Origin of the sequence: Microbacterium sp. 13-71-7 (assembly GCF_002257455.1) — a bacterium.
In the GTDB taxonomy this organism is placed as follows: domain Bacteria; phylum Actinomycetota; class Actinomycetes; order Actinomycetales; family Microbacteriaceae; genus Microbacterium.
Genome location: NZ_NCKN01000073.1, coordinates 1 through 16718, shown reverse-complemented (window position 1 = coordinate 16718; position 16718 = coordinate 1). Strand labels below are relative to the sequence as shown.

The following is a 16718-nucleotide window of genomic DNA, read 5'->3' as shown; positions in this document are numbered from 1 at the left end:
CATGCTTGCCGAGTCGCACGTTCGTGGAGATCTGCACGCCGCCGCACACCACCGATCCCTGGGCGATGACGACGCACGTCCCGACCACTGCCGCTGGGTGCACCAGGGTCACCGGCCGCGCTCCCCAGGCTTCGACCTTCTCCGCGATGCGTGCCCGCACACCGGGCGAGCCGATGCCGACGACGTAGTGCATGCCGTCGAAAAGCTCTCGATTCGCGTCGATCCCTCCAAGGAGACGGATCTGGCGGTCGCGGAGCCGTTCGACGTGGATCTCGGCGGGAGCGTCGTCCACCACGCCGATGACATCCCAGACGGAGTCCCTGGTGACGGCGTTGATCGCCTCGATCACGTCGAGCGTCTCACGACCGAATCCACCGGCCCCGATGACGATGATGCCGTCAGCCATCGGTCTCACCGAATCTGGTCATCGTCGCCTGCCCCTCCGCCGAAATACCTTCCCGCGCGATCACCGAGCGGATCGTCGCGAGGATGATGCGCGCGTCGAGTCCCAGACTACGGTTCTCCACGTACTCGACGTCGAGGGCGAACTTGTCTTCCCAGCTGAGGGCGTTGCGGCCGCTCGCCTGGGCCAGGCCGGTGATTCCGGGGCGGACCTCGTGCCGCCGCGCCTGCTCCGGGGTGTACCGAGACAGGTACTCGACGAGGAGGGGGCGCGGACCGACCACGCTCATGTCGCCGCGGAGCACGTTCCACAGCGACGGCAGTTCGTCGAGGCTCGTCGCGCGCAGTGCACGCCCGAACGGCGTCAGACGCTGCGCGTCGCTGACGAGCCCGCGAGCCTCATCGATGTCGCGCATCGACCGGAACTTGCGCAGTCGGAAGATCCGTCCGTTCCTGCCCGGCCGGGGCTGCACGAACAGCACCGGCCGGCCGAGCCGGATCGCGACCAGCAGCGCGACGATCAGGAGCACCGGAGACAGGAGGACGAGCGCCACGACGGAGGCCACGATGTCCAGGAGGCGCTTGACGAAGTCGTAGGGTCTGGTGCCGTCTGTCACGGATCAGCGCCCACCGACGAAGGCGGTGATGCCGTCGACCACGCGAGCGCGCTGTCCATCGGTCAGCGCAGACCCGCTGGGCAGCGTGAGACCCGATTCGAACAGACGCTCCGAGGCGCCGTTGATGACGCCGCGATGATGGGCGAACACCGGCTGCTTGTGCATCGGCTTCCAGAGCGGCCTGCTCTCGATGTCGTCCTTCGCGAGCGCTGCGGACAGATCGGTCGGGGCCCAGCCGGTGCGCTTCTCGTCGATCAGGATCGATGTCAGCCACACGTTGTCGTGCTCGTCGCCCTCGGCGCCGAAGACCTCGACGCCGTCGACCGTCGCGAAGAGCTCCTTGTAGAGCTCCCGCATCTCACGACGGCGGGCGATCATCGCGTCGAGCCGGGACAGCTGCGCGCGACCGAGGGCGGCGAGCAGGTTGCTCATCCGGTAGTTGTACCCGACGTCGATGTGCTCGTAGTGCGCCACCGGCTGACGCGCCTGCGTCGCGAGGTACCGCACGCGCTGGGCGAGATCGGCGTCGTCGGTGAGCAGCATTCCGCCGCCCGAGGTCGTCATGATCTTGTTGCCGTTGAAGGAGACCACCGAAGCCCGGCCGAAGCTCCCCGCGGCGCGACCGGCGTGCGAGGCCCCCAGCGACTCCGCGGCGTCGGCCAGCACCGGCACGCCGAACTCCTCCGCGATCGCGAGGATCGCGGTGTAGTCCACGGCCTTGCCGAGAAGGTCGACGGGGACGATGGCGCCGACATGCTCACCCGCATCGCGCAACGTCGTCAGAGCCTCCCGCAGGAGAGCGGGATCCATGTTCCCGGTGTGCGGCTCGGCGTCGACGAAGTAGGGCTCGGCACCGGTGTAGACGATCGCGTTGGTGGTCGCGGCGAAGGTCATGGTCGAGGTCACGACGACATCTCCCGGCTTCACGCCCAGGGTCAGCAGTCCCAGGTGCAGCGCGGCGGTTCCGGAACTCAGCGCGACGCCGTGCCCGACCCCCAGCCGCTCCGCCAGTTCACGTTCGAACGCGTCGACGTCAGGGCCGAGGGGTGCGATCCAACCGGAACGGATCGCCGAGATGATCGACTGCTCTTCCAGCTCGGTCACGTCGGGAGACGACATGTAGATCCGGTCAGCCATTCGAAGGTGCCTCCTGGGGAACGCGCGTCGATCCGTTGACGACCTGATCGATCATGATCCGGTCCATCACGGCGGTGTCGTTGTTGCGCGGCTCCGCCTTCATCCGCGCTTCCCAGCCGGCCTTGTCGAGGCGCTCGGGGCTGATCGTGTCCGCGTGGGCGTGCGAGATCTGCGGGTGGAACGGACGCTCGAGGTTCTCGCGCGCCCCGACCAGCTCCTCGTGCAGCTTCTCGCCGTGGCGGAGCCCTGTGAAGACGATCTCGATGTCCTTGCCGGACATCGAGATCATGCGCTTGGCGACCTCGAGGATCGAGACGGGTTCGCCCATGTCCAGGATGAGGACCTCGCCTGCCCGGCCGATGCCCCCCGCCTGGATGACCAGCTGGCATGCCTCGGGGATCGTCATGAAGTACCGGGTCGCGTCCGGGTGCGTGACGGTGATCGGGCGCCCGTCGGCGATCAGGCGCTGGAAGGTCGGCAGCATGGATCCCCGGCTGCCGATCACATTCCCGAACCGCACCGAGAGGTACTGCATCCCGGTCTGCTCCCCCGCCCAGGCGGTGAGCTTCTCCGCGACGCGCTTGGAGTGACCGAGCACGCTCGTCGGGTTCGCGGCCTTGTCGGTGGAGATGTTGACGAAGTGGCTCACACCGACGCGACGCGCGGCCTGCAGCACGTTGAGCGAACCGAGGACGTTCGTCTTCCACGCCTCGTCGGGGTACTGCTCGAGCATCGGCAGGTGCTTGAGCGCGGCCGCGTGGAAGACGACCTCGGGACGGCGCTCGTCGAAGATGGCGTTCAGCACCGCGACATCGCGGATGTCGGCGAGCACGACCTCGTTCGAGTCGAGGAGCCCGTTGCCGGCCGTCCCGAGCTGAGCGGTCTGCAGACCGGTCTCGTCCCGGTCGAGCATGATCAGCTCGCTGGGGCCGAACTTCGCGAGCTGGCGGCAGAGCTCGGATCCGATCGATCCGCCCGCTCCCGTCACGAGAACGCGTTTGCCGGTGATGTAGCCGGCGATGAGCTCGACGTTGGTGTCGACCGGGTGCCGGCCGATGAGGTCTTCGATCTCGATGTCGCGGACGTCGACCGTGGCGTGTCCGTCCAGCATGTAGTCGGTGATCGTGGGCGTGACCGAGACGCTCATGCCGGCCGCGTCGGCCGCGTCGCTCAGCTCGCGCAGCAGCACGCTGTCGGCGTTGCCGAGTGCGATCACGAGCCTCGTCGCGCCCGTTCGAGCGGCGATCTCGGCGAGCTGCGCGCGACGCCCGAGCACGGGAACACCGCGCAGGCGGAGGTTCTTCTTCGCAGGGTCGTCGTCGATGAGCCCCACGGGGAGGATCGGCGAGCCGGGGTCGGTCGTGATGGTGTGCAGCAGCCGGTCGCCGAGATAGCCGGCACCCAGCACGAGGGTGCGCTCTGCGGTGCTCGAGGGCTTGCGCGAGCGCTCGATGGTCAGACGGGCGACATAGCGCACGCCGAACATGAGGAGGAGCACGAAGGGGCCTGCCAGCAGCACCGTCCCTCGCGGGAGGCCGATCAGGTTGCCGGACGGCACGATCACCGACGAGAGGATCAGGGTGATCCCCGCCACGACGAGGGCGAGGGTCCACACTTCGCTGAAGGAGCCGTACGGGTAGCGACCGCGGTACAGGGCGAGCGCGTAGCCGACGATCAGCTGGATCGCCGCGGCGGCCACTCCAAGGCCGAGCGTCGCGAGCCAGCCGGTGAGCGGCAGGGTGAAGTCGAGGCGCAGGCCGACGGCGAGGAACGTTCCGAGGATCCAGGCGAAGGCATCCAGCGCCGCGACCCAGCGTCGGCGCCGCTGCTGGGTCACCAGCGCGCGCGTCGTCGTCGCGATCTTGTCTCGGTTCCCACTCAGCACCGCAAATCCCCCCTCATCGTTTCCGCGAAGCATCGATGCGTAGACGCTTGTCGTCAGCAATCCCGAGGCGCGGAGCGGCGCTCCGTACCACTCCCCCTGCTCCTCCAGGATCTCATAGCTGGGAGAACGCCGAGTGACATTGTCCGGAAAGTGACGCTTCGCGTACGTCCTTCGTTCGCATTTCGCATGTTTTTGACAACGTCGTGAACCGCGGCCTCCCTCGGGAACACGCGCCGGAGCGGGATCCAGGCGCCCTGTCCTTCACCGAGGGGGAACCGCATCCACGCGTCAGCGGATCGAGGACACGGAGCGACTTTTTTGCCAGTGGCGGTGGCCCCTCGCGAGGATCACAATGGCGACATGAACACCCGACCCGTGGTGCCGTAGGGCTCGACCGAGCCGAGCCATGCACGCCCGCAACGGGCACGACGCACATCGTGCCACGGCAGCATCCGCCCCCGAGGGGGACGACCTCCTCGCGTCCCTCGAGAGCGGCTCCGCGCACGACAGCGGTTCCGCTCATCCGAGCGCATCGGCGGGGCACCCGCACCGGTACCGTCGACCGCTGCTGAAGAGCGCCCGCTTCTGGGTGCCGCTCGTGATCCTGCTCGTGCTGATCGGCCTCGCCATCGCGGGCTTCCTCGCGGCGAAGCAGCTGTACGGGCACGCCATGGCCGCCAAGGCCGACCTCGAGAAGGCGATCCCGCTCGTCGACACCGTCCAGCAGCAGATGATCGACGGCGACTCCGCCGCGGCCAAGGCCACGATCGCCCGGATCTCGCAGCTGACCGCGTCCGCCGAGAAGGAGACCACCGGCCAATTGTGGAAGAACGCCGAATGGGTGCCGGTGGCCGGGCCGAACCTGGTCGCGGCGCGCGTGGTCGCCGGATCCGTCAACGATCTCGTCACCCACGCGATCACGCCCCTCACCGCGATCGATCTCAAGGCGCTGATGCCGAAGGACGGCGCGATCGACGTCGCCAACCTCCAGAAGCTCGCCGCCACGATCGAGACCGCGAACGCGAGCGTCACCCGCATACGCACGAGTCTCGACAAGCTCGACCGGTCCGCCCTGATCGACCAGGTCGCCTCGGGCGTCGCCAAGCTCGACGCCGCCATGGCGAAGATCGAGCCGACGGTGACCCCGATCCACAACGCGCTCACGATCCTGCCCAAGGCCCTCGGCGCCGAGGGCCCGCAGCACTATCTGCTGATCTTCCAGAACAACGCGGAGTCTCGCGGCACGGGCGGCAACCCCGCCGCGATCGCGCTGCTGACCGCCGACAACGGCAGGGTCTCGATGACGCAGCAGGCCGGGTCGCAGGACTTCCACAACGGCCGCACGGATCCGATCATCCCGCTCGATCCCGAGACCGAGGCCCTGTACGGCACGAAGATCGGGCGCTACATCCAGGACTCCACCCTCTCCCCCGACTTCAGCGAGACGGCGCAGATCGTGCGGGCCTACTGGGCCGAGTCGTTCGGCACCCCGATCGACGCCGTCGCCTCGTTCGATCCGGTCGCGCTCAGCTACCTGCTGCGCGCCATCGGTCCTGTGACCATGCCCGCGCCGTTCGGCGAGACCCTCACCGCCGACAGCGCCGTGCCGCTGCTGCTCAACGAGGTCTATGCGAAGTACCCGGATCCCGCCGTGCAGGACCGGTTCTTCGCGGCGGCCGCCAAGAGCGTCTTCGACGCGATGCTCACCACGCACGCCGAGCCGAAGGCCCTGCTGACGGCGCTCGTCCAGGCCTCGAACGAGGGGCGCCTGATGTACTCCCCGAGCGACAAGGCGCAGGCCGACCTGCTGGCCGGCACGCCCGTGGGCGGCAACATGCCCGCAGACAACGCCAAGGCCACCGCCCTCGGCGTCTACATCGACGACATCACCGAGGGCAAGCTCGACTACTACATGCAGATGGGCATCTCGGCGTGGAGCGGCCAGTGCCAGAAGAACGACCCGGTGCTGTTCACGACCACGGTCACGCTGCAGAACACGCTGGATCCGGCAGTGATCCCGAGCCTGCCCGTGTACATCGCCCCAGGGCGCTTCTTCCCGAAAGGCGATGTCTCGACCGACATGTACCTCTACGGCCCGGTCGGGTCCACCCTGACCGGCGTGACGATCAACGGCCAGCCGGTGGGCGTCCCCGGGCTGACGCACCTGGGCCGCGGCGCGGTCAAGGTGAACGTGAACACGTCGCCCGGGCAGACCGCGACCATCGTGGCGTCCTTCAACGCACCGGCCGGGACCTACGGCGCGCTCGAAGTCCGCCAGACGCCGATGGTCAAGCCGACCCCCGTCACGATCGACACCCCGGGGTGCGTGCCGGGGAAGAAATAGGAGAGGGATCTCCGGATCGCTCGCGCGCCGGCTAGGACGTCGGCGGAGGATCCACCGGAAGCGGCGGGGTGGTCACCGGATCGCTCGGCGGCGTCGGCGTCGTCGACGACTCGGGCGCGGGCGGTGCGGTCGGCTCCGTGGTGGTGCCGCCCGAGGTTCCCCCGCTGCCGCCCGATCCGCCGGATCCGCCGGATCCGCCGGATCCGCTCGATTCCGCCTCCGCGACGGCGCGCGCCTGGTCCGTGACGAGTGCGGCGAGCGCATTGCGCCAGGCGTCCATCGCGGCGAACGGCGTCGGACCGAACGGATCCGATGCAGCGGCGGCAGCTGCGGCGTCGGTGACCGCGGTGCGGAACGGCTCCGCCGCGTCGGCGTTCGCGGCGACGGCGGCCACCGCGAACGCCGGGAGCGACTGCCGGAAGGTCGTGATCGCGCTGCGGAATCCCGCACTCGCGGCGCTGAGCGACACGTTCGCCGCGGCGACGTCGCGCTCGAGCTGGTCCAGAGAGGGGTTGGTCGCGTTCTTGCCGGCCGGCTTGGGCACCTTCACCGCGGAGATCGCGGCGACGTACGCCTGGCGCGCGGCGTCCGCCGCGAGCCGCGCCGACTCGTCGCTGTACCCGGCCATCGCCGCCAGCGGCGTCTTGAATGAATCCGCACTCGCCTGCGCGGCCGTCACGGCGGCGGCGAGCGCATCGACCGATCCGTCGACCTTCGCCACGCGGTCCGGATCGACCGTCGCGGTCGGAGACGCCTGCACGGCCACCGGGGCGGAGGCCACGGGCGACGCCAGCGCCCACCCGGCGCCCGCCGCGGTGATGACGAGCCCGATGGCCATCGCGATCAGCTGCGGACGGGCGAAGCCGTAGGACTGCGCGTGCTGCGGCTCGGGCCGAGCGGGCGCGGGAGCGGGGAACGCATGCGTGAACGGGTGCGCCTCGGTCGCGGCCTCGTCGAACAGGTGCCCTTCGGCGGTGTCGACGAGAAGGGTCGCGGGAGTCAGCCGCAGGTCGTCGTCGATCGGCGCGGGAAGCTTCGCCGGACGCGATGGCGTCGGCGTCGGATCCGCGAACAGGACGCCCACGTCGTCGTGCCGGCCCGCACCGGGGTTCTCGTCCTCGTCGTGCGGGAACAACGAGGAGAGGTCGAAGTCGCGCCCGTCGTCGGGCTGCAGACGATCGGCGCCCGCAGTCCCTGCGGCGTCGGCCCCGTCCCGGGGCAGGTCCTCATCCGGCATCCGTCCCCGCCTTCCCACGTCGATGCGGTACTCGACTCTATCGACAAAGCGGTCGGCTCCCGGGTCGTGTCGCCTGCCGATCCCCCGGTTGCGTGGTGCGCTCGCCGGGCGGGCGCTAGGGCCGCCCCATCCCGAGATACGTCCATCCCGCCGCACGCCACGCCACCGGATCCAGGCAGTTGCGCCCGTCGACGATGACCCGCCCGGCCGCCAGGCTCGCGGCATGCGCGGGATCCAGCTCGCGGCGGTACAGATCCCACTCCGTGACCAGCACGAGCGCCTCCGCCTTGCGGATCGCCTCATCGCGGTCCGCCTTGTACTTGAGCTGCGGGTGCAGTCGCTTCGCGTTCGGGATCGCCTCGGGATCCGTCACCGTCACCTTCGCCCCGAGCCCGCGCAGCCGGGTCGCGACCTCGAGCGCCGGGGAGTCGCGGACGTCGTCGCTGTGCGGCTTGAACGCGGCGCCGAGCATCGTGATCCGCCGCCCCACGACGTTGCCGCCGAACGCGTCGACGACCAGCCGCACCGCGTGCTCGCGCCGGCGCAGATTGATCGCGTCGACCTCGCGGAGGAAGCCCACGGATGCGCCGCGGCCGAGCTCCTCCGCCCGTGCGGCGAACGCCCTGATGTCCTTGGGCAGGCAGCCGCCGCCGAACCCGATCCCGGCGCCGAGGAACCGCCTGCCGATCCTCTCGTCATGGCCGATCGCGTCCGCGAGCAGGGTGACGTCGGCGCCGGAGGCCTCGGCGATCTCGGCCATCGCGTTGATGAACGAGATCTTCGTGGCGAGGAAGGCGTTCGCGGCGCCCTTCACGAGCTCGGCCGTGGCGAGGTCGGTCGCGAGGAACGGGCTGCCGGCGGCGATCGCGTCGGAGTACGCCTCGCTCAGCACCTCCGTGGCGCGCGCGCCGGCCTCGTCCGCCGCAGCCCCCACCACGAGGCGGTCCGGGCGGAGCGTGTCGTGCACCGCCCAGCCCTCGCGGAGGAACTCGGGGTTCCAGACCAGGGTGGCGCCGGTGCGCTCCACGGCGCCGGCGAGCGCGGCAGCGGTTCCGACCGGCACGGTGGACTTGCCTGCCACCACGTCGCCGGGGCGCAGCTGCGGGAGCAGCGCATCGAGCGCCGCGCGCACGTAGCGCAGGTCCGCGGCCGACGAATCCGCCTGCTGCGGGGTGCCCACGGCGAGGAAGTGCACCTGCGCGCCGCGCGCATCGGCGATGTCCGAGGAGAAGGTCAGGCGCCCGCTCTCGACGCCGCCGGCCAGCAGCTCGTCCAGCCCCGGTTCGAAGAACGGCGCGCGCCCCTCGGCGAGCGCGGCGACCTTGCCGGGATCCGTGTCGATCCCGACCACCTCGTGGCCGATCGACGCCATGGCCGCCGCGTGCACGGCCCCGAGATACCCGCAGCCGATCACAGACATCCGCATGACGAGAGTTCACCGCTGCCGCCTCTCCCGCGTGCGGCTTCGAGGCGACGGCAGGGTGACGTGCGGATGAACGATCGGCTCGCGGCACGACGATCCGCCGCACGGCGGACCCGCGGGACAGCCTATTTCGGCGTCGCGGTGACCAGGATCGGCAGGTGGTCCGACTCCCCCTGCGGCAGCGTCCGCACGGACTCGACGATGAACCCGGAGGCGGCGGCGAAGTCGTAGAAACCGCGGAAGACCCGGTAGCGCGTATACGTGTGCTGGTCGCTCATCACGAGCTCGTAGCCGACATCGCGCATGTGCTCGCTGAGCCGCTCCTTGAAGACGGGGTAGTTGAAGTCGCCCACGATGAGCTGCGGCAGCCCCCAGCCGAGTTCCGAGAGCTCCGACAGGGCCGCACGGATCTGGTCCCGTCGCAGCGCGTTGCGCGCGGTCAGCGGCGCCGCGTGCAATGAGGCGACGAGGAAGTCGCGGCCGGCGTCGATGTCGCGCAGTCGCACGCCGAGGAGGCGCTCGTGCGCGGGGCGGAGCACATGATCGTGCAGCGACTTCTTGACCGACACCGCCGCCATGTCGACGAGCCGGAAGGCGCTGGAGCGGTAGTAGATGGCGAGCCCCAGCCGATTGCGCTGCGTGGTGTGCGCGAGCACCAGACCTCCGGCGCGCTCCGGCAGGGAGGCGGTGTCGCCCTCCTGCAGGCACAGCACGTCGGGGTCATGGGCGTCGACGAGGTCGTCGAGCTCATGCGCCGCCCTGTGCTTGCGCAGGTTGTAGGAGATGATCCGCACGCCTCCCACGCTACTCGCGCGCACTCCCCGTACCCTGGGCGAGCGCACGGTATTCACCCGGTGTTACGGATCCGCCGACGTCGGATCACCTCGCGGTACCGGTTCCCCACCGGAGGCCGAGCAGGCCGGGGCCGAAGCCGTGCCGGACGGCGTGCGCGATCCGGCCTCGGAGAGCCGCGGGGCCGGAATACTCCTCGCCGGACTCGGTCTCGACGTACTCCTCGCACCAGTCCGGCTCCGCTCCCTCGGGGAAGATGACCCGGATGACCGTCTCCTTCGCGCGTCTCGCCGTCGCGTGCCAGGCGCTCCGTCGAGGCGGATATCCGGGCGGCAGCTCCTCGGCGAACAGCAGGGTGAAGGTCTCGCCGGCCGCGGCGGGCTCGTCCAGCGCGATGACGATCCCGGAGAGCAGTCGACCGGGGTGCTGGTACGCCCGGTCGAGCCGGCCGCCGACGACGTCGAGGATCTCGCTCATCGCGTCCGTCTCCTCCGGGGCGACGTCGATCAGCGGGATCTCCGTCACGATCCCGCGCGTCACCTGGATCACGCACTGGAACTCGGTGCGGTGCACCGTCCCGTCGGGGCGCGTGAAGACGGTCATGTGCGTCGAGAGGTCACGGATCGCGAGCTGCGGCGCGGCGTTCAGCGCGGCGAACGTCTCCTCGGTCTCGCGGCGCTCGCGCTCCTCGTCGAAGGGCACGCTCGGCGCGGCCAGCGTCCCGAGCCGCGCGGCCGGCGGGATCCGGTCCATCAGAGACCCCTGGTCCAGACCGAGCATCCGCTCCAGGTCCTCCACCGCGCTCAGCGAGGCGGCGCCGGCGGGAAGCCTGTCGCCGGATCGCCAGTAGCTGAGGGTCGTCAACGAGACGCGATTGCCGTGCGCGAGGAGGCGCTTGTGCACGGCGCTCAGAGACAGTCCGCTGTCCGCGACGGCACGGCGCAGCGCGAGGGCGAAATCCTGTGGCCGACCCTCGGGTTCCACCATCACAGTCCCCCTCGTCGCCTGTGAAGAGCCGACACGTAGATTCAGCATACGGTTCACGCGCGTGGTACCCGAGGAGCGTCGGAGGTCGGCGCTGGGGAGACCGGCCCGCTCCTTCCACGCCGGGGCCGATGCTTGGGGACGGCGGCCCCCGCCCGGGGAGGATCGGGGGCCGCCGCAGGGCGGGACACCATCCCCGGCGGGCTTCCCGAACGCCTCTCAGTCGTCGTCGCGGTCGCGGCGGTTGCGGGTCTGCTCCGCACGCGCGGCGAGCAGCTCGTCGGCGGGGTAGCCCACCTCGGTGAGCGTCAGACCGCGCGCGGCGAGCACCTTGAACGCGCTCGTCCGGGTGAGCTCATCGCGGAGGCGTGCGAGGTCGGCCACCTCGAGGCGCCCCTCCCCCACCGCCGCGCACGCGCCCACGAGCGCGCGCACCATGCTGTGGCAGAACGCGTCGGCCTTCACCTCGGCCACGAGCACGCCCGTCGCGTCCCGCGTCCACCGGTAGTCGAGCAGCGTGCGGATCGTGGTGGCCTCCTCGCGCGGCTTGCAGTACGCGGCGAAGTCGTGCAGGCCGATGAGGGTCTGCGCCGCGGCGTCCATCGCTGCCTCGTCGAGGGATCCGCGGATGGTCGTGGTGTCGTGCCGCAGCAGCGGATCGTAGCCGGCGCGCGCATCCGCGAGGCGGTAGCGATAGCGGCGCCACACCGCCGAGAACCGGGCGTCGAAGCCCTCGGGGGCCGATGACGTGCGCGACACCGTGACGTCGGGATACTGGCCGAGCACTCCGCGGATCCGCGAGGCGAGCGAACCGGCCGGATCCGACGCCGCCCGCCCGTTGCGGGTGACGACGCGCGCCCACTGCTGCTCGTCGAGGTCGACGTGCGCGACCTGCCCCGTGGCGTGCACGCCCGCGTCGGTGCGGCCCGCGACCACGAGCCGAGGATCGGCCCCCGCCGCGGCGTCGCCCCCGGCCGAAGGGCCGACGATGCGCGCGAGCGCCTGCTCGATCGTGCCCTGCACGGTGCGCAGCCCCGGTTGCTTCGCCCAGCCCCGGAAATGGGTGCCGTCATAGGCGATGTCGAGACGGATGCGCACGGATCCAGGGTACCCGGGGCCGTCAGGGCCCTGCCGCGGGGCCCTGCCGCAGACCTGCGGGCGAGGGCCGGTGGTCCGCTCCCCCGCGCCCTGGGAAGGCGGGGAAGGCCCCGAAACCAGCCCTGACACCCAGTGCCGTTTCATGCGACACTGAATCGCAAGCGACGCGGCGCCCGACCGCACGCGACCGAGATCGAAGGAGATCCCATGGTCAGCAGCATCCACCCCCAGGTCGAGATCCCCGCGGTACCGATCCACGAGTACCTCTTCGGCGACATCTCGGAGCACGACCTCGACCGGGTCGCGCTCGTGGACGGCATGTCCGGGGCCGAGACCACGTACCGCCAGCTGATCGGACAGATCGACCTCTTCGCGGGCGCCCTCGCCGCGCGCGGCATCGGCGTCGGCGACGCGGTCGGGCTCCTCTGCCCGAACGTCCCGGCGTTCGCGACCGTGTTCCACGGGATCCTGCGCTCCGGCGCCACGGCGACCACGATCAACGCGCTCTACACCGCGGACGAGATCGCGAACCAGCTGCGCGACGCCTCCGCGTTCTGGCTCATCACGGTCAGCCCGCTGCTGCCGCAGGCGGAGGCCGCCGCCGCCGAGCTGGGCCTGCCCGCCGACCAGCTCATCGTCCTGGACGGCGCCGAGGGGCATCCTTCCCTGCGCGACCTGCTCTCCGAAGGGCGCCACGCCCCCGCGGTCACCTTCGACCCCGCCACGCACGTCGCCGTGCTCCCCTACTCCTCCGGCACGACCGGTCGCCCCAAGGGCGTGATGCTCACGCACCGCAACCTCGTCGCGAACGTCGCGCAGAGCACCGTCTCGATCGACCTGAAGGACGAGGACCGGATCCTCGCCGTCCTGCCGTTCTTCCACATCTACGGCATGACGGTGCTGCTCAACCTCGCCGTGCGGCTGCGGGCCACGCTCGTGACGATGCCGAAGTTCGATCTGGTCGAGTTCCTGCGGATCATCGCCGAGCAGCGCACGAGCTGGCTCTTCATCGCACCGCCGATCGCGGTCGCGCTCGCCAAGCACCCGCTCGTCGCGCAGTACGACATGAGCGCGGTCAAGGTCGTCTTCTCGGGTGCAGCCCCGCTCGACGGCGCCCTCGCGCACGCGGTCGCGGAGCGCCTGGACTGCATCGTACGGCAGGGCTACGGCATGACCGAGACCAGCCCCGTCACGCACACGATCCCCGTCGAGCGCGACGACATCGACCTCTCCTCGGTCGGGCTGCTGATCCCCAACACCGAGGCGCGGCTGCTCGCCGAGGACGGATCCGACGTCGTCGTTCCCGCCGAGGGCGCGAGCGAGCCAGGGGAACTGCTCATCCGCGGACCGCAGGTCATGAAGGGCTACCTCAACCGCCCCGACGCGACCGCCGACATGCTGGACGCGGACGGCTGGCTGCACACCGGCGACGTCGCGACCGTGACGGCCGGCGGGGTGTTCCGGATCGTGGACCGCCTGAAGGAGCTCATCAAGTACAAGGGCTACCAGGTCGCGCCCGCCGTGCTGGAGGCCGTGCTGCTCGAGCACCCCGCGATCGCCGACGCCGCCGTGATCGGCGTCCTGGACGAGGACGGCCAGGAGGTGCCGAAGGCGTTCGTGGTGCTGCAGCCGGGCGCGGAGCTGGACGCCGAGGGCGTGAAGTCGCACGTCGCCGCCCACGTCGCACCGCACGAGAAGGTGCGCCTGGTGGAGTTCATCGACGTGATCCCGAAGTCGAGCTCGGGCAAGATCCTGCGCAAGGATCTCCGCGCCCGCGCCTGAGCGGGTCCGCGCCCGCGCCTGGGCCTGGGCCTGGGCGGATCCGCGAGACACCACTTTCTATGTGAGACACCGCACCAGACGTGGTGTCTCACACGGAATCAGGTGTCTCGCGAGGTGTCGGCCGTGGCCGTCGCCGCCTTGGGCATGTGCCGGAAGACGATGTAGTGGTACAGCACGAAGCGCACCAGCACGATCACCGCGATGCTGCCGAGGTTGATCAGGTTGACCATCGCCGGCCCCGGTGCGCGGCCGGTCATGCCCTCGACCACGTCGGCGCCGAGCCAGACGATGCCCGCGCCGAGCACGGTGCAGACCAGGTTGACCGCGAGGAACAGCACGATCTCCGCGACGCGTCCGCGCCGGTCGCGCCCGCGGAACGCCCACTCGCGGTTGCCGATGTACGCGTTCACCAGGGCGACCAGGCTCGCGGCGATCTTGCCGACGACGAGATCCCACCCGAAGGCGTAGACGAAGAGGTTGAACGCGCCGACCTCGATGAGGGTGCTGATGCCGCCGACGATCAGGAAGCGGGTGCCGACTCCCGCCAGACGGCGCAACCGGGAGCGGCGATCCATAGCCCTACTAGAATACCCGGGGGACGGTGCGGCCCACGACGCCTGGCGTGAACGGGTGGATCCCCGCTCCCTCCTCCGCGAAGACTCCGCCGGTGCCGCCGTGGCTCCGACGGGTCCCGCTCCGGCCCGCACGGGCCCTCCATGAGAAGGCTCGAGGTTCGAGTGCAGTACGCCCATCTGGCCGTCGTGATGCCGGCCTACAACGAGGCCGAGGGCATCGGCGGCTTCATCGATGAGATCCGCGCCGCCGTCGCCCCGCTGGCGGAGCGCGTGACCTTCGTCGTCGCCGACGACCGCTCCACCGACGGCACGGCCGGCGCCCTGTCCGGGGTCGACGACATCGACGTGCAGACCCAGCCGGCCAACCGCGGCCACGGCCCCACCGCCCTCGCCGCATACCGCGGCGGGCTCGCGCTCTCCCCCGACGCGATCGTGCACGTCGACGGCGACGGGCAGTTCCTCGGATCCGAGATCGCGTCGACCGTGCGCGCTCTCGGCCGCACGGGCGCGGACGTCGTGCACGGCGTGCGCCACTCCCGCACCGACGCCTGGTACCGCCGCCTGCTCACCGCGGGCGTGCGCCTGCTCACCGCCGTCGTCGTCGGACGCGGCGTGCCCGACGTGAACACCCCGCTGCGCGCGTACCGCCCCGAGGCGCTGCAGGTCCTCGTGAACGCCGTGCCCTCCGATGCGCTCGTGCCGCATGTGCACTTCTCGCTCGCCGAGGTCCGCGCCGGGTTCTCGGTGCGCTATCTGCGCGTGCGCAGCATCCCGCGCCGCGGCGCATCGAGCACCGGCACGATGTGGGGCAAGGTCGCACGCCCGTCGCTGCCGCCCAAGAAGCTCGTGCTCTTCGCGCTCAGCGCGCTGCGCGAGGCCTGGATGTGGTCGCTGCGCCCCGGGGCGCCGCTGCGGGCGCTCGAGTTCGAGGGCCCCGGATCCGCATGACGCGACGCCTCTCCGGAATCGCATTCTGGATCCTGCTCGGGCTGCTGATCGTCGCGAACGCGATCGTGATGTGGCACAGCCTGACCGTGCTGCGATTCTGGGAGGACGAGGCCTTCAACCTCACCGTGCCACGCAACCTCGTGGCCGGGCTCGGCTATGCGAGCGACGGCGCGCTGTCCGGGTCGACCCTGACGCCGTTCGACCCGCGGATCTCCACCGGACCGGTCGTGCTGCTGCCGGTCGCCGGGGTGCTCGCGCTGGGCGTGGATCCGGTGATCGGCGCCCGGCTCGTGCCGCTCGCCTTCTGGGTGCTGCTGCTGATCGGACTCGGCGTGCTGGGACGGCGCCTCGCGGGCCGGTTCGGCGCACTCGTCGCCGTCGCGCTCCCGCTCGCGTTCAACACGGCCGACAGCGTCTCTCCGATCCAGGGCCCGGCGGATCTGCTCGGGGAGATCGCCGCGGCGGCGCTCATCGTGTGGGCGCTGATCGTACTGCCGCGCCGCGCCTGGCTCGCGGGACTGCTGCTCGGGCTGGCCGTGCAGGCCAAGCTCATCGCCCTGCTCGCCCTGCCCGCGTTCGCCGTCGCCCTGTTCCTGCTCGCCCCCGCCGCACCGTTTCGGCGGAGGCTCGGCACGACCCTGCGTCGCGCGATCGCGCCGCTCGCGTTCGTGGCCGCCCCCACCGTGCTGATGGAGCTGATCGCGCTCCTCTCGCTCGGCCTCACCGGCTACGCCCGCCACGTGCGCGCGCTGGGCGGCTTCCTGCTGAGCGGCGGCCAGCACATCGAGCCGACCACGGTGCCGCAGAAGCTCGGCACGCTGGCCGGATCCTGGTTCGTGCCGTGGTGGCTCGTCGCCCTCGCCGTCCTGCTCGCCGCCGTCGTGGTGGCGTGGGCCGCGCTGCCCGGCCGAGGTGCGGGTGCGGAACGCGATGCGCGGCGCCTCTCGTCGGACGCGGATCCGCAGGCGTCCGGATCCCTTGCACGGCCGGGCCGGTCCCGTTGGTGGGAGCGGGATGCGCAGCTGCTCGCGATCGGGTTCGGATCCGCTGTGGGCCTTCTCGCCTTCGTGGGCTGGTGGTCGCAGGCCGCTCAGCTGCCGCTGTGGGTGCGTCATCCCGCGGTGGGCGTGTTCGCGTTCGCTCCGCTCCTCGCCGCGATCGCGGTGCGCGCCGTCGTGGCACTGTGGCGACGGCGCGGGTCGCGCGGAGCACGCGGCCTCATGCGCGCGACGGCTGTCGCCGCCGCCCTCGCGCTGGCCGCCGTGGTGTCCGGCGGCGTGGTCGGAGACACCCTGCGCACGACCCGGACGCCCGCCGAGACGCTGGCCCAGCAGCGGGCCGCGGTCGCGCCGCTCGCGGCGTGGGTGCGCGACAACGACGTGGACTGGCTCGCCGCGAAGCCCTGGGGCGGGCCGGTGTCGTCCGTCGTGCTCACCGGCGCGCACCTCGGGCTGTTCGACGCCCCCGCGATGCGCCATACCCCCACCCTGGGCT

The 16718-nt window shown here is 71.0% G+C and carries 13 protein-coding genes and 1 pseudogene; 4 read left to right on the top strand and 10 right to left on the bottom strand.

Annotated elements, in window-relative coordinates:
- The 4 genes and pseudogenes from B7X32_RS09105 to B7X32_RS09090 form a co-directional block, all read right to left on the bottom strand.
- Positions 1–406 (bottom strand): annotated as a pseudogene (locus tag B7X32_RS09105) (acetyltransferase); the annotation flags it as partial.
- Complete coding sequence (locus B7X32_RS09100) at positions 399–1019, bottom strand: sugar transferase (protein WP_292718724.1); 621 nt, start codon at positions 1017–1019, stop codon at positions 399–401. The pseudogene B7X32_RS09105 and the gene B7X32_RS09100, both read right to left, overlap by 8 nt.
- 3 nt (positions 1020–1022) lie before the next feature.
- Positions 1023–2156 carry an aminotransferase class I/II-fold pyridoxal phosphate-dependent enzyme gene (locus B7X32_RS09095; RefSeq protein WP_292718722.1) on the bottom strand — a complete coding sequence of 378 codons (1134 nt, stop codon included), beginning with the start codon at positions 2154–2156 and terminating at the stop codon, positions 1023–1025.
- Positions 2149–4041: a nucleoside-diphosphate sugar epimerase/dehydratase gene (locus B7X32_RS09090; protein ID WP_292718720.1), complete on the bottom strand. Its 1893-nt coding sequence runs from the start codon at positions 4039–4041 to the stop codon at positions 2149–2151. Before B7X32_RS09090 ends, B7X32_RS09095 begins: the two co-directional genes overlap by 8 nt.
- A 406-nt stretch (positions 4042–4447) precedes the next feature.
- Here B7X32_RS09090 and B7X32_RS09085 point away from each other — a divergent pair, with 406 nt between their 5' ends.
- Positions 4448–6385: a DUF4012 domain-containing protein gene (locus B7X32_RS09085; RefSeq protein ID WP_292718718.1), complete on the top strand. Its 1938-nt coding sequence runs from the start codon at positions 4448–4450 to the stop codon at positions 6383–6385.
- Positions 6386–6416: 31 nt separating this feature from the next.
- On the opposite strand, the gene B7X32_RS09080 is transcribed toward B7X32_RS09085, so the two are convergent.
- From B7X32_RS09080 to truA, 5 genes are all read right to left on the bottom strand, one after another.
- Positions 6417–7622 carry a hypothetical protein gene (locus B7X32_RS09080; protein ID WP_292718716.1) on the bottom strand — a complete coding sequence of 402 codons (1206 nt, stop codon included), beginning with the start codon at positions 7620–7622 and terminating at the stop codon, positions 6417–6419.
- 115 nt (positions 7623–7737) lie between these two features.
- Positions 7738–9048, bottom strand: coding sequence for a UDP-glucose/GDP-mannose dehydrogenase family protein (locus B7X32_RS09075; protein ID WP_292718714.1), 1311 nt, complete (start codon positions 9046–9048; stop codon positions 7738–7740).
- 122 nt (positions 9049–9170) lie between these two features.
- On the bottom strand, positions 9171–9839 hold the full coding sequence (locus B7X32_RS09070; protein WP_292718712.1) for an endonuclease/exonuclease/phosphatase family protein: 669 nt from the start codon (positions 9837–9839) through the stop codon (positions 9171–9173).
- Between the two features lie 85 nt (positions 9840–9924).
- Complete coding sequence (locus B7X32_RS09065) at positions 9925–10824, bottom strand: hypothetical protein (RefSeq protein WP_292718710.1); 900 nt, start codon at positions 10822–10824, stop codon at positions 9925–9927.
- Positions 10825–11040: 216 nt separating this feature from the next.
- Positions 11041–11919, bottom strand: a complete 879-nt coding sequence (gene truA, locus B7X32_RS09060) for a tRNA pseudouridine(38-40) synthase TruA (RefSeq protein WP_292718708.1) — start codon at positions 11917–11919, stop codon at positions 11041–11043.
- A 207-nt stretch (positions 11920–12126) separates the two neighbouring features.
- Here truA and B7X32_RS09055 point away from each other — a divergent pair, with 207 nt between their 5' ends.
- Positions 12127–13701 (top strand): AMP-binding protein, encoded by a 1575-nt coding sequence (locus B7X32_RS09055; RefSeq protein ID WP_292718706.1) that lies wholly within the window; start codon positions 12127–12129, stop codon positions 13699–13701.
- Positions 13702–13799: 98 nt separating this feature from the next.
- On the opposite strand, the gene B7X32_RS09050 is transcribed toward B7X32_RS09055, so the two are convergent.
- A complete protein-coding gene (locus tag B7X32_RS09050) occupies positions 13800–14276 on the bottom strand; it encodes a GtrA family protein (RefSeq protein WP_292718704.1) in 477 nt (158 codons plus the stop codon).
- Between the two features lie 141 nt (positions 14277–14417).
- Between B7X32_RS09050 and B7X32_RS09045 the strand changes: the two genes are divergently transcribed.
- The gene (locus B7X32_RS09045; RefSeq protein ID WP_292718702.1) at positions 14418–15224 is read left to right on the top strand and encodes a glycosyltransferase family 2 protein; all 807 of its coding nucleotides are present in this window, start codon (positions 14418–14420) and stop codon (positions 15222–15224) included.
- Positions 15221–16718 (top strand): hypothetical protein (locus B7X32_RS09040; RefSeq protein WP_292718700.1); only part of this gene is annotated, 1498 nt, incomplete at its 3' end. The genes B7X32_RS09045 and B7X32_RS09040, both read left to right, overlap by 4 nt.